This window comes from Brevundimonas sp. DS20 (assembly GCF_001310255.1).
GTDB classification, from domain to species: Bacteria; Pseudomonadota; Alphaproteobacteria; order Caulobacterales; family Caulobacteraceae; genus Brevundimonas; species Brevundimonas aurantiaca.
Window position 1 is genome coordinate 3,038,185 of the sequence record NZ_CP012897.1, and the last position, 12,210, is coordinate 3,050,394.

Here is a 12,210-nt window from a genome sequence, read left to right on the forward strand (position 1 = left end):
TCCCGATGAGCCCGATCGCGTCCGCGCGCCGCCCTTCCCACACTCTGGCGGCGACCCTGGCCATCGCCCTGGCCGCCACCGCCCTGTCCGCTCAGCCGGCCATGGCCTCGGCCAATGTCGAGGGCCTCCTCCAGAATGTGGTCGACATGCTGACGGGCAATACCGCCCGTTTGCTGGCCGTCCTCGCGGTCGTCGTCGTCGGCATCCTCTGGATGTTCGGCCTGTTCGATCTGCGACGCGCGGCGATCGTCGTCCTCGGCATCGTCGTGGTCTTCGGCGCGGCGGAGATCGTCAATCTGATCACGGGCGGCGCCTGATGCCCTCGCCCGGCCTACTTCTGACGATCGGGGCGACCTCGGCCTTCCTGGCCCTGTGCCTGGCGCTCGGGCTCGGCCTCCTCTCGCCCAAACGGTTCGCCCAGAGCGTCGCCGGGGGCGCCTGCGGGATCGCCCTGGTGGTCGCCGGATCCTGGATGATGGAGGGCGGCGCCCATGGCTGAGGAACGTCTCACCGAGGACCCGTTGTTCCTGGCCTGCACCCGTCCCGCGATGGTGATGGGCGTGCCGATGGAGGCCATGGGGGTCAATGTCATCCTGTCGGGGGTCGTCTTCCTCGTCGGCGGCAGCCTCCTCTATCTGCTCGTGGCGCCGGCCCTGCACCTGGTGTTCCGGGCGATCTGCCGGGCGGACCACAACGCCTTCCGCCTCCTGTTCCTCTATGTGGACACCAAGGGCCGGTGCCGGAACGGCGCCCTGTGGGGCGGCAGTTCGGTGTCTCCCCTCCCGCTCGTCCGCCGCTACCGGCCGGTGGAGGTTCTCCGTGGGTGACGGCGGCGCGCCATCGTCCCGCCTGCGCCGGGAGACCGAGTTCCGGGCCCAGCTCCCCTATGCGCGCCATGTGAACGACCATGTGGTCGCGCTGGACAGCGGCGCCCTGATGATGGTGTTCCAGGTCGCCGGCGCCAGTTTCGAGACCGCTGATGCGCTCGACCTGAACGACTGGCACGTCAAGCTCAACCAGGCGTGGCGGAATCTCGCTGACGACCGGCTGGCGGTCTGGCACCACGTCGTCCGCCGCGAGGTCGAACCTTCGCCGTCGACGGGCCATGCCTCGGCCTTCGCTGCCGGTCTTGCCGAGGCCTATGACGCTCGGATGGCCAGCCGCCGGCTCTGGGTCAACGAGCTGTTCGTGACCCTGGTCCTGCATCCGGGACGCGACGGCGCGGATCGCGCCGCGGCCATGATGCGGCGCCTGCGTCAGGCTCGCCGGGACGACGGCGAGGTCATGACGGCCCAGGTGAGGCGTCTCGAGGAGGCCGGGCGCGACCTGGCGCAGTACCTCGATCGCTATACGCCGCGGTCCCTGGGCCTCTACGAGAAGAGCGGACTTTGGTTCTCCGAGCCTCTGGAGGTCATGGGTCTGATCCTGACCGGGCGCCGGTTCGCCGCGCCGCTCGTCCACGGCCACCTCGGAGCGGCGATCTACACCGTCCGCACGATCTTCGGCCGCGAGATCCTGGAGCTGCGCGACGCGGCCGGGGAGCGGTTTGGCGGGGTGCTGGCTATCAAGGAGTATCCGGCGACGACACGGCCGGGTCTCTGGGACGCCCTGCTGAACGCCCGGTTCGGCTTCGTCATGTCGCAGTCCTTCGCCTTCCTGTCGAAAGCCGCTGCCCGCGCGGTGATGGAGCGCAAGCAGAACCAGATGGTCTCGGCGCGCGATCGCGCCGGATCGCAGATCGAGGGCCTGTCAGACGCCCTGGACGAGTTGACCAGCAATCGGTTCGTCATGGGCGAGCATCAGGCCTCCGTCCTGATCCACGGCGAGACGCCGTCGGCCCTCGCGGACCATCTGTCCAAGGCCCGCGCGGTGCTCGCCGATTCCGGCCTCGTCGTCGCGCGGGAGGATCTCGGGCTGGAAGCGGCCTTCTGGTCCCAGTTCCCCGGCGTCTTCTCCAGACGCACCCGGCCGGCCGCGATCACCTCGCGCAATTTCGCGGCGCTTGCGCCTCTTCACGCCCACCCGGTCGGCAAGGCCGAGGGCAATCACTGGGGGCCGGCCGTTGCGGTGCTGCGCACCACGGCCGGCTCACCCTTCCACTTCAACTTCCACGTCGGCGACCTGGGCCACACCTTCATCTGCGGCCCCTCGGGATCCGGCAAGACAGTCGTCCAGAACTTCATGCTCGCCCAACTCGAGCGGTTCGGCGCCCAGCAGCTCTTCATCGACAAGGATCGAGGCGCGGAGATCTTCGTCAGGGCCAGCGGCGGGACCTATCTGGCGCTTCGCAACGGAGAGCCGACCGGCTTCGCCCCCTTCAAGGCGCTGTCGCCCTCGGCCGCCAACCGGGCCTTCCTCGTGCGCCTGATCCGCACCCTTGTGGCCCGACCGGACGAGACGCTGACGGTCGCACAGGCGCGCGCCATCGACGACGGCGTCAGCGCGCTCGAAGCCCTGCCGCGCGAACGCCGCTCGGTCGCGGCCCTGCGCAGCCTGCTGGGCCAGGCCGACGCCGGGGGCATCGGCGCGCGCCTGGAACGCTGGCAGAAGGGCGGGCCTCTCGGCTGGGTGCTCGACAATGACGAGGACGCGCTCAGCCTCGGCGCCCGGTTCACCGGCTTCGACATCACCCAGGTTCTGGACCACGACGAGGTCCGCACGCCAGCGATGCTCTATCTCTTCCATCGCATCGCCGAACGGGTGGACGGCCGCCGTCTGGTTCTGGACATCGACGAATTCTGGAAGGTTCTGGGCGACTCCGCCTTCACCGACCTGGCCCAGGACGGGCTGAAGACCTGGCGCAAGCAGAACGCCTTCATGGTGTTCGGCACCCAGTCGCCCGCCGATGCACTGCGGTCGCCGATCGCCCACGCGATCCTCGAGCAGTGCGCGACCCAGATCTTCCTGCCGAACGCCCATGGCCAGGCGCGGGACTACATCGACGGCTTCGGCCTGACCCGCGAAGAGTTCCGCCTCGTCCGTGAGGAGCTGACGCCGGAGTCCCACCGCTTCCTCGTCAAGCAGGGCCACGACAGCGTCGTGGTCGAACTCGACCTCGGCGGCATGGACGACGCCCTCGCCGTGCTGTCCGGCCGCGCTGGAACGGTCGCCCTTCTGGACCGCCTGCGGGCCGAGGTCGGCGACGACTATGCGCAGTGGCGCGCCCCCTTCCACGAGCAAAGGAGAAGCCTGTGATCTTCCGCCCTCTCGCCGCGACGGCCCTGGCCGCCGGCCTGTTGTTCGCCGCCCCCGCCGCCCATGCCCAGTACGTCGTCCACGATCCCCCGGCCCTGGTGCAGATGATCGAGGATGCGCGGACCAGCTTGGAGCAGTTGCGGGCCCTGCAAGCCCAGATCGAGGAACAGCGCGCCCTGTTCGACAGTCTGAACGATCTGTCGGACGTCAACCGCCTGGCCGAACGCCTCGGCCTGCCCGAGGTGCGCAACCCCCTCCCCGACAGCCGCGCGCTGCGCGCCGCCGCCGAGGGCGACCTGGGCGCGCTTGGCGCTCTGGCGGAGCGGGCCGATGCGATCCGCCGCCAGACCCGGCTCTACACCCCGGCTGAGGGCGACCTGTCCGAGGCCGACGCCTACTACCGGGACAGTCTGGAGCGGGCCGGCGCGCGAACGGCCCGGGACCTGGCGATCGGCGAGGCTGTCGGCGCGGCCTCCGATCAGAGACTGGACGGTCTGGAGGCCCTGCGTCGGGCGCTGGACACCGCGCCCAATGCAAGGGCGGTGATGGATCTGGAAGCGCGGCTCTCGGCCGAACAGGCGCTGATCCAGAACGAACAGCTCCGCCTCCAGGGCCTCGCCGTCACCCAGGCGGCCGAAGCCCGCCTTGAGGAACAACGCCACAGGGAGCGCGCCGCGGCCGCGCGCGCCGCGCGCCAATCCGCCTACGAACGGACGTTCCGGTGAAGCGGCTCGTCGGTCTCGCCGGGCTGCTGGTGGCGGCCTGTTCCAGTCCAGAGCGGACTGCGGCGGAGTTTGCCGCGGATCCGGAAGCGGCGGTGAGGACCGCGGCCGAGTGCGATGCGGGCGCCCGCCATCCGGACTGTTCGGCCGCGCGGGAAGGCCTGGCGGAAGCCCGTCGCCGGGAGCGGATGGACGTCTATGCCCGGACGATCGGCGAGCCCTGATCATGTCGTTCCGCGTCTTCGAGCCGAGCTACGACTTTATCGACGAACGCCTGAATGTGTTCCTGGGCGAGCGTCTCGCCTCGGTCATCGGCGAGGTGGACGGCCCGCTGCGCATCGCCCTGCTCCTCTATGTCGTCCTCTACGGCATCGCGATCCTGCGGGGCGCCATCGCCGAGCCGGTCATGGATTTCGCCGTCCGCTCGATCAAGCTGGCCTTCCTCTATGGCCTGGCGACGACGCCCGCCTATTCCAGCTTCGTCACCGAGCCCCTGTTCACCAGCCTGCCCAACGCCCTGACCCGGGCGGTCAGCGGATCGGAGACGCCGAGCGTCGGAGCCGCCTTCGACCAGTTCTTCGCCTATGCCGCCTGGCTCGGCGAGGACATCTCGCGCGACGCCTCGGCCTTCAACCCGGCGCCCTATATCGTCGCCGCGGCGGTCTTCATCATCGGCGCCTTGGCCGCGGCCCTCGGCTTCGGCGTGGTCCTCGTCGCCAAGCTCGCCCTGGCCCTTCTGGTCACCCTCGGCCCGATCTTCATCGCCTGCGCATTGTTCGACGCCACCCGCCGCTATTTCTTCGGCTGGCTGAGCCAGGCCGTGAACTATCTGGTCCTGTTCGCCCTGATCATCGTCATCTTCCAGCTGGTCCTCTCGCTGGTGCGTGACCAGTGGGGCGCCATCCAGGGCGCGGATCCGATGATTGGCGGCCTGATCTTCGTCGCCCTGTGCCTGCTGGGCGCGATCTTCTTCCTGCAGACCCCGGCGATCGCGGCGGGTATCGCCGGCGGCGCCAGCGCCGGCCTCGCCGACTTCGCCAACGCCGCCGCCCTCGGATCCGGGTACTCGGGCCGGGCGCGCGGACCACTGGAAGCCAGCCGCCAGCCGCCCAAGGGCGGCGGAACCATTCGACCGACGAACGGAGCCTGACATGAGCCTTCGCCTGCTGCTGATCCTGAGCTGCCTGCTCGCCGGCTGCGCCACCGGTCGCGGGGACCCGGCCCCGACCTGCGACGGGCGCGATCGCCGGCCCGCCAATCCCTATGGATCGATCCTCCTGCCGCCGTCGCCGCCTGCCCAGACGGGCGGCCAGCCGACGGCCGGCGAACTGCCCGACGCCTCCGAAGAGGCTCCCGTCGCGGGAGGTTGCGCATGACCGGCGTCCCGACCAACGACCTGAAGCAGTATTTCACGGAGGCCCGACGCTGGGACCAGGACCGATTGGCGGCGGCCCTGCGCTCCCGACGCCTCGCATGGGCGGCCGCCGGCGTCGCCACGGCCCTTGCCGTCTCGGCGACCGCCGCGGTCACCTTTCTGACGCCTCTGAAGACCAGCGAGCCCTTCGTCATACGCGTCGACCAGGCGACCGGGGCCGTCGATGTCGTGCGGGGCCTGTCGGAGGAGACCGCTCCCGTCCGCTATGATGAGGCGGTCAGCAAATACTTCCTCGGCCAGTACGTCCGGGCCCGGGAGGGCTATCTGGATCCCGCGGCGGAGGACGCCTTCCGGCAAGTCTCGCTGCTGTCGGGACCGGGCGAGCAACGCCGATGGGCCGATCTCTACCGCGGCTCCAACCCCGCCAGCCCGCAGAACCTCTACGGTCGCAACGGCGAGGCGGTCGTCTCCATCCGCGCCATCGGCTTCATCAACGACAGCGTCGCCAACGTGCGGTTCCGGCGCACGGTCCGGCAGGCGCAGCAGGTCACCGAGAGCGACTGGATCGCCACCATCGCCTTTTCCTACACCCGGGCGCCGATGACGGAAGCCGATCGCCTCCGCAATCCCCTCGGCTTCCAGGTTACGTCCTATCGCGCCGACCCGGAGGTCATCCGATGAAGCCCTTGAGCCTGCCCATCGCGGCGGCCCTGCTGTCGCTCGCCCCCCCGGCCGGACCCGCCCAGGCGAACGATCGGATCCAGGAGCTCACCTATGCACCGCATGCGGTCTATGAGATCTCCGGCGCCTTCCGCACGGCGACCCAGATCATCTTTTCGCCCGAGGAGACCATCCGTCACGCCGCGATCGGCGACAGCGTCGCCTGGGAGGTGGCGGCCGAGGGTTCGGTCCTGTTCCTGAAGCCCCGCGAACGCCACCAGGCCACGAACCTTCTGGTCGTCACAGAGCGGGGCGGTCTGGCCCGCCACTACGTCTTCGAGCTCGTCGCCCGCGATCCCGGCGCCCGCTCCGCCGCCTACCAGATCCGCTTCCGATATCCGGAGGACGAGCAGGCCCGGGCGGCCGCCCAGCTGGCCGCATCGGCGACCGCGGTCGAGGCGCGGCTGGTCGGACTGGAACTGCAGGCCGGCGCCGTCGAGGGGCGGCGCAACCTGGCCTATTCGCTTCAGGGCGACGCCCGTCTCCAGCCGAGCGAGGTCACCGACAATGGCCGGTTCACCGTCCTGCGTTTCCCGGGCAATCAGCCCATTCCGGCGATCTTCGAGGTGGCCGGCGACGGCTCGGAGCGGCTCGTCCCCTACGACGTGCGCGGCGAGTTCGTCGTCATCCACGGCGTCACGGCCGGGCTTCGGCTGCGCCATGGCGGCTCCGTCCTCTGCATCTTCAACGAGGCCTTCGATCCGCGCGGCGTTTCGACCGGTACCGGCACGGCCTCCCCGGTCGTCGACCGCACCGTGACGGGAGATCGGTCATGACCGCGGACTCGCCGACCCCGCCGCTCGCCCCCGAGCCCCGGGATTCACCGATCGCCCAGGATCGCGGCGTGTCCCCGATCGCCGGCCGCATCGGCGGCCGTCAGGGGCGTATGATCACCCTGGCGGCCCTCGCAGCCGGCTGCGGGGTCTTCCTGTTCGCCACCTGGGACCGGGGCGATGCGCGCGACCGCGACAATCCGGCCGAGGACACGCCGCCTCGTCAGCTCGCCCCGTTCGAGCCCGCCCGGCGACCGGAGCCGCCGCTGCTGGAGACGGCGGACGCCGATCCGGATGCGCCCCTGTTGGGCGACGAAGGCGAGGTGGTCCCCGCGATCGGCCCGACCGAACCCGACGCCCGGTCGTCCGGCCCCACAGCCGCGGAACAGCGACAGGCGCTCGCCGAAAGCGCCCGCCGCGCCCCGGTCTTGGCCTACAGCCGACCCGGGGCGATGGCGCCGGACCGCGCGCTGGTCGCCTCGTCGGGTCAGGTGGTCGCCCCGCAGGCGGGCGCCGACCACGCCCTGGACCAGTTGCGCCGGATCAGCCCGATCGGACAGGCGCGAGCCGGTCGGCTCCCGGACCGCAATCTCCTGATCACGGCGGGCTCCAGCCTGCCCTGCGTCCTCCAGACGGCGATGGACAGCGCCACCCCCGGCTATGTGAGCTGCCTGATCTCCCGGGACGTCTATTCCGAGAACGGCGCCGTGGTCCTGCTGGAGCGAGGCACCCGGGTCTTGGGCGAGTATCGTGGCGCGCTGGAGCCCGGTCGCGGTCGCCTGTTCGTGCTCTGGACCCGGGCGGTGACGCCCGGAGGCGTCGCCATCGCCCTGGCCTCCCCGGCCGCCGACGCGCTCGGTCGATCCGGCTTCGACGGCGCGATCGACACCCGGTTCTGGGACCGGTTCGGCGGCGCCCTTCTGCTGTCGATCGTCGATGACGCCGCCTATGCCGCCGCCGGCGGCGGCCAGGGCCTCCAGTCCACCGCCCGCGTGCCGTCCGACGCCGCGTCCGTCGCCCTTCAGGGATCGATCGGCATTCCGCCGACCCTGCGCAAGGCCCAGGGCTCGGAGGTCTCCATCTTCGTCGCCCAGGATCTGAACTTCGCCGATGTCTACGGCCTGCGTCCGAGGTGATGCGCGACACCTCCGTCATCGACCACTATCTCGCGCCGCTGCGCCCGTACCTGGAACCGGCGACGGTGACCGAGGTGGTCGTCAACCGGCCGACCGAGGTCGGGGTGGAAGGTCCGGACGGCTGGCGCTGGCACACGGCGCCGGAACTGACCGAAAGCTGGCTGCGCACCCTGGCCGTGGCGGCGGCCGCCTATACCGGACAGGATGTCGATGCGGAGCGACCGATCTGCTCGACCGTGCTTCCCGGCGACGCGCGCTGCCAGATCGTGCTCCCGCCGGTGGTTCCGGCGGGCACGGTCTCCCTGACGATCCGCAAGCCTTCCGGACGGCGGATGGGTCTGGAGGACTTCCACGCCGCAGGCCTGTTCGCCTCGGCCGAGACCGTAAGCGGCGGCGAGATCGACGAAACCGACGCGGCCCTGATCCGGCTGCGGGAGGCCGGCGAGTGGGTCGGCTTCTTCCGGTTGGCGGTGGAGAGCCGCCGCAACATCCTGATCTCGGGCGCGACGGGATCGGGCAAGACCACCTTCGCCAAGGGCCTGGTGGAGCTGATCCCGTCGCACGAGCGGTTGCTGACGATCGAGGACACGCGCGAGTTGATCCTGCCGCAGCGCAACGTCGTCCATCTGGTCTATTCGAAAGACGGACAGGGTCTGGCGAAGGTCGGCCCGAAGGCGCTGCTGGAAAGCGCGCTGAGGATGAGACCCGATCGGGTCCTGCTCCAGGAGCTGCGCGACGGGACCGCCTTCTTCTTCCTGCGCAACGTCAACTCCGGGCACCCCGGATCGATCACCACGGTGCATGCCGACTCCGCCAGTCTCGCCTTCGAGCAGCTGACGCTGCTGGTCCGTGAGTCCGAGGGCGGGCGCGACCTGCCGCGCGACGACATCCGCACCATGCTGCACCTGATGGTCGATGTGGTGGTCCAGATGAAGAAGATCGACGGCCGGTTCCTGATGACGGAGGTGTGGCATGACCCGCTTCGCAAGCGCCACGCCGGGAACTAGGGCGGCGCTGATCGCGGCGGGGATGGCAGCCGGGCTCGCCATCTTCTGCATCGGGACGTTCCTCGTCGCCCTTGTCGGCCTCGGCCGGTTCTCGGGCGATATCGATCCGGTCCGCGTCCCGGCCTGGTTTCTCTATTACCGCCACGATCCAGAGGTGCGGCGATGGCTGGGCGTCGGCGCGGGCGTCATGGGCCTCATCCTTCTGATCCTCGGGACGGCGATCGCCCTGGGCATCCGCCGTCCCCTTCACGGCGCGGCACGCTGGTCCACGGGCGGCGAACAGCGCCGCCATCGTCTCCGGGACCGGACCGGCATCCTGCTGGGCCAGACCGCCGAAGGCCTGCTGATCGCGGGAGGTCCCGACCATGTGATGCTCTACGCCCCGACCCGGACCGGCAAGGGCGTGGGCGTCGTGGTGCCCAATCTCCTGACCTGGCCGAGCTCCGTCGTGGTGCTCGACATCAAGCGGGAGAATTTCAACGCCACGGCAGGCTTCCGGCAAGACGCGGGACAACAGGTGCACCTGTTCGACCCGCTCGCCCCGGACGGTCGGACGGCGCGTTTCAACCCGCTCCACCATATCGATCGCACCGCCCCGATCATCGTTCTGGACGAGCTCCAGCGTATCGCGGGCATGCTGTTCCCGGCGCACAGCCACGCCGACCCCTTCTGGTCCGAAGCCGCCCGCACCGGCTTCATCGGCGTGGGCGCCTATGTCGCCGCGACGCCGGGCCTCCCGTTCACCCTTGGCGAAATCTACCGTCAGCTGACCGAGGGCGACCCGCGCGAGCGGTTCCCCAAACTGCTGGAGGAACGCCGCCGGATCGGCGATCCGGTCCCGGCCGGCGCCGCCTCCGCCGTGTCCGACTTCTGCAGTTCGGGCGAGAACACCTTCGCCTCGATCCGTCAGTCGATCACCACCCGGATGGGGCTTTGGCTCAATCCGCTGGTGGATGCGGCGACGTCCGCGAGCGACTTCGATCTGCGCGACATTCGCGGCGGCCGCCTGTCTCTCTATCTGGCGACCTCGCCGGAGAATATGGACCGGGTCGCCCCGCTTTACGCCCTGCTGTTCCAGCAGCTCGTCGATCTCAACAGCCGCACCCTGCCGCTGGCCGACACCCCACCGACGCTCGTCTTGCTGGACGAGTTCGCCCGGCTCGGTCGCGCCCCGGTCCTGGCGCACGCCTTCGCCTGGGTCGCCGGCTATGGCCTGCGGCTGCTCCCCGTCATCCAGAGCCCGTCCCAGCTCCGCGCCCTCTACGGTCCCGACGCGACCGAGGACATCCTCACCAACTGCGGCCTCGAGATCGTCTTCGCGCCCAAGGAGCTGAAGGTGGCCCAAGAGCTGAGCGAACGCCTCGGCTACTACACCTACCGGGCACGCAGCCGGAGCCGTCCGATTGGACTGGGCCAAGGCCGTCGCAGTCTGACGGACTCCGACCAGAGACGCGCGCTCATGCTTCCGCAGGAGCTGATGCAGCTGTCGGACAAGGCCCTGATCGTCTTGAAGGCGGGCCTCGCGCCGACGCGCGGCCGCAAGCTCGTCTACTACCGCGACCGGCGCTTCACGGATCGGCTGCGTCCGCCGCCCTCGCCGCCGCCGACGGCGCCGCGCGCGCCCGCGCCGCTCGCGCAGGAACCCCAGCCCCCGACCGAGGTGGAGACCGACATGGATTTCGACAGCATCGTCCGCCGCTTCACGGCTGAGGGTCTGAAGCCCCCGCCCCCCGGCGCGACGGAGGCCGAGGTGCAGGCCTGGCTGCAGCGGGTGGTGACGGCCCCCGTCGGCGCTCCGTCCCGGGAACGTCTGCCGTGAGCGCCGCCCGGCCAAAGCCCGATCCGGTCAACCGCGTCTCGCCGCGACCGGCGACGCGAGCGGACGGCCGCTCGCTCGACAAGGGTGATGTCCCGACCCAGCTGCTGGATCGCTATCTGATCGAGCGTGACCGTCAGGGTCGACCGGAGCGCTACTATCGCGACCACAAGGCGGCTGACGCGATGTTCCGCGACCATGGCCGGGCCCTGTCCTCACAACAGGCCTATCCGGACGCCGTCGCCTCCATGCTCCGGATCGCCCAGCACCGCGGCTGGTCCGGCATCAAGGTCTCGGGTGACGAGGCCTTCCGCCGGGAGGTCTGGGTGCAGGGACGATCGCTCGGCCTTGAGGTCGCAGGCTACAAGCCCACCGAACGGGATCGACAGGCCGCCAATGAGCCGGCCGAGCGGGCGGGCCGCCGCGCCGTGGAGCCGACGCGCGAGGAGGTGAAGCGGCGTCTGGACATGGCCGCCGTCGTAGTCCGCACCCTCATCTCGGACCCCGCCGCCCAGGCCCGCCTGCTCCAACAGGCGTGGGCGAGAGTGCGCCCCGAGCCGGACAAGTCCCGCAATCTCGAAACCCGCGGTGCCCGTCAGCGAGCTGAGCGAACCCGGCAGCGCTGATGAGACGGAGGCGGACGGCGGGTCGAGAAGCGGTGACTGGCAACGTCAGCCATGGGTGGGAAGCGGGCCTGCCAGGTCAGTTCAAGCTGTTCAGTATCTCGCTCAACTCGCCGGGAGCATCGATCATGATGTCATGTCCTGACGCAACCTCGAACACCCGCCAGCCGGGACGCTTCCTGGCGCGCTCGAACTGTTCTGTGATGGCGGGGAACCCCCACTCTGTCGCATAGATGTACGTGTGGCCCGGAATGCGATCAGCCTGGTCGCCGATGCTGATCCTTTCGCGCAGCGAGGGATACGGATGGGAAGTCATCAGCCTGTCCACCATCTTCCGGTCAGCCTTGTTGACCTTGAAGAAGCTGGCCGGCGGAGCGATGACCCTGGAGCCGCCACCCAGCAGTGCGACCATGATTTTCAGCATGACGCCGCGCCAGCCGGGGAAGATGTAGTCCGCCATGCAAGCACCATTGTCCGGCACGACAGCGTCCAGAAACACGAGGTTGCTGATGCGGTCCGGTATCTGATCGGCCACGCCGCTGATCACCATGCCGCCATACGAGTGACCGCACAGGACTACGTCGTGAAGATCCTCGCGGCTGAACAGTCCCAGGATGTCATTGACGTGGGTGGTCAGATTGATCTGGCGCGCGTCCTCGTTTGAGCGTTCCGCCAGCCCCGCAAGGGTCGGTGTGAAGACTCGGTGCCCGAGCGCTCGAAGCCGATCCGCGACGCGATCATAGCACCAGCCGCCGTGGCTGGCCCCATGGACAAGGACGAACGTTCGAGCGCTCGTGGGTAGACCAGTCATGACGGCCTCCAAAAACTGACGGCGAAATAAGA

At 69.8% G+C, this 12,210-nt stretch carries 15 protein-coding genes; 14 read left to right on the plus strand and 1 reads right to left on the minus strand.

The genetic code is table 11. From position 1 onward, the window contains the following. Positions 1-5 precede the first annotated feature (5 nt). Genes JL11_RS14895 through JL11_RS14960 form a run of 14 tightly spaced genes read left to right on the plus strand, consistent with a single transcriptional unit; the run spans position 6 to position 11,370 of the window. Positions 6-317: a TrbC/VirB2 family protein gene (locus JL11_RS14895; protein WP_054767017.1), complete on the plus strand. Its 312-nt coding sequence runs from the start codon at positions 6-8 to the stop codon at positions 315-317. After that, complete coding sequence (locus JL11_RS14900; protein WP_054766338.1) at positions 317-499, plus strand: hypothetical protein; 183 nt, start codon at positions 317-319, stop codon at positions 497-499. Before JL11_RS14895 ends, JL11_RS14900 begins: the two co-directional genes overlap by 1 nt. Beyond that, a complete protein-coding gene (locus JL11_RS14905) occupies positions 492-827 on the plus strand; it encodes a type IV secretion system protein VirB3 (RefSeq protein WP_054766339.1) in 336 nt (111 codons plus the stop codon). Before JL11_RS14900 ends, JL11_RS14905 begins: the two co-directional genes overlap by 8 nt. Then, positions 820-3,195 carry a VirB4 family type IV secretion/conjugal transfer ATPase gene (locus tag JL11_RS14910; RefSeq protein WP_054766340.1) on the plus strand — a complete coding sequence of 792 codons (2,376 nt, stop codon included), beginning with the start codon at positions 820-822 and terminating at the stop codon, positions 3,193-3,195. Before JL11_RS14905 ends, JL11_RS14910 begins: the two co-directional genes overlap by 8 nt. Then, positions 3,192-3,920, plus strand: coding sequence for a type IV secretion system protein (locus JL11_RS14915; protein ID WP_156314208.1), 729 nt, complete (start codon positions 3,192-3,194; stop codon positions 3,918-3,920). The genes JL11_RS14910 and JL11_RS14915 overlap by 4 nt, the downstream gene beginning before the upstream one ends. Next, on the plus strand, positions 3,917-4,141 hold the full coding sequence (locus JL11_RS14920; RefSeq protein ID WP_054766341.1) for an EexN family lipoprotein: 225 nt from the start codon (positions 3,917-3,919) through the stop codon (positions 4,139-4,141). The genes JL11_RS14915 and JL11_RS14920 overlap by 4 nt, the downstream gene beginning before the upstream one ends. A gap of 2 nt (positions 4,142-4,143) precedes the next feature. Beyond that, positions 4,144-5,067 (plus strand): type IV secretion system protein, encoded by a 924-nt coding sequence (locus JL11_RS14925; protein ID WP_054766342.1) that lies wholly within the window; start codon positions 4,144-4,146, stop codon positions 5,065-5,067. 1 nt (position 5,068) lies between these two features. Beyond that, positions 5,069-5,293 (plus strand): hypothetical protein, encoded by a 225-nt coding sequence (locus JL11_RS14930; RefSeq protein ID WP_054766343.1) that lies wholly within the window; start codon positions 5,069-5,071, stop codon positions 5,291-5,293. Continuing rightward, positions 5,290-5,973: a virB8 family protein gene (locus JL11_RS14935; RefSeq protein WP_054766344.1), complete on the plus strand. Its 684-nt coding sequence runs from the start codon at positions 5,290-5,292 to the stop codon at positions 5,971-5,973. Before JL11_RS14930 ends, JL11_RS14935 begins: the two co-directional genes overlap by 4 nt. Continuing rightward, entirely contained in the window at positions 5,970-6,788 is an 819-nt protein-coding gene (locus tag JL11_RS14940) for a TrbG/VirB9 family P-type conjugative transfer protein (RefSeq protein WP_054766345.1), read from the plus strand. The genes JL11_RS14935 and JL11_RS14940 overlap by 4 nt, the downstream gene beginning before the upstream one ends. After that, complete coding sequence (gene virB10, locus JL11_RS14945; protein WP_183214897.1) at positions 6,785-7,921, plus strand: type IV secretion system protein VirB10; 1,137 nt, start codon at positions 6,785-6,787, stop codon at positions 7,919-7,921. The genes JL11_RS14940 and virB10 overlap by 4 nt, the downstream gene beginning before the upstream one ends. After that, entirely contained in the window at positions 7,921-8,928 is a 1,008-nt protein-coding gene (gene virB11 / locus JL11_RS14950) for a P-type DNA transfer ATPase VirB11 (protein ID WP_054766346.1), read from the plus strand. Before virB10 ends, virB11 begins: the two co-directional genes overlap by 1 nt. Continuing rightward, entirely contained in the window at positions 8,894-10,747 is a 1,854-nt protein-coding gene (locus tag JL11_RS14955) for a type IV secretory system conjugative DNA transfer family protein (protein WP_054766347.1), read from the plus strand. The genes virB11 and JL11_RS14955 overlap by 35 nt, the downstream gene beginning before the upstream one ends. After that, positions 10,744-11,370 (plus strand): LPD7 domain-containing protein, encoded by a 627-nt coding sequence (locus tag JL11_RS14960; protein ID WP_054766348.1) that lies wholly within the window; start codon positions 10,744-10,746, stop codon positions 11,368-11,370. Before JL11_RS14955 ends, JL11_RS14960 begins: the two co-directional genes overlap by 4 nt. A gap of 76 nt (positions 11,371-11,446) precedes the next feature. Here JL11_RS14960 and JL11_RS14965 read toward each other — a convergent pair whose 3' ends face one another. Beyond that, positions 11,447-12,178, minus strand: a complete 732-nt coding sequence (locus tag JL11_RS14965; protein ID WP_054766349.1) for an alpha/beta fold hydrolase — start codon at positions 12,176-12,178, stop codon at positions 11,447-11,449. Between the last annotated feature and the right edge of the window lie 32 nt (positions 12,179-12,210).

Coding starts and splice junctions, on each gene's coding strand:
- JL11_RS14895 (WP_054767017.1), top strand. CDS start 6: ATGAGCCCGATCGCGTCCGCGCGCCGCCCTTCCCACACTCTGGCGGCG.
- JL11_RS14900 (WP_054766338.1), top strand. CDS start 317: ATGCCCTCGCCCGGCCTACTTCTGACGATCGGGGCGACCTCGGCCTTC.
- JL11_RS14905 (WP_054766339.1), top strand. CDS start 492: ATGGCTGAGGAACGTCTCACCGAGGACCCGTTGTTCCTGGCCTGCACC.
- JL11_RS14925 (WP_054766342.1), top strand. CDS start 4,144: ATGTCGTTCCGCGTCTTCGAGCCGAGCTACGACTTTATCGACGAACGC.
- JL11_RS14930 (WP_054766343.1), top strand. CDS start 5,069: ATGAGCCTTCGCCTGCTGCTGATCCTGAGCTGCCTGCTCGCCGGCTGC.
- JL11_RS14935 (WP_054766344.1), top strand. CDS start 5,290: ATGACCGGCGTCCCGACCAACGACCTGAAGCAGTATTTCACGGAGGCC.
- JL11_RS14940 (WP_054766345.1), top strand. CDS start 5,970: ATGAAGCCCTTGAGCCTGCCCATCGCGGCGGCCCTGCTGTCGCTCGCC.
- virB10 (WP_183214897.1), top strand. CDS start 6,785: ATGACCGCGGACTCGCCGACCCCGCCGCTCGCCCCCGAGCCCCGGGAT.
- virB11 (WP_054766346.1), top strand. CDS start 7,921: ATGCGCGACACCTCCGTCATCGACCACTATCTCGCGCCGCTGCGCCCG.
- JL11_RS14955 (WP_054766347.1), top strand. CDS start 8,894: ATGACCCGCTTCGCAAGCGCCACGCCGGGAACTAGGGCGGCGCTGATC.
- JL11_RS14965 (WP_054766349.1), bottom strand. CDS start 12,178: ATGACTGGTCTACCCACGAGCGCTCGAACGTTCGTCCTTGTCCATGGG.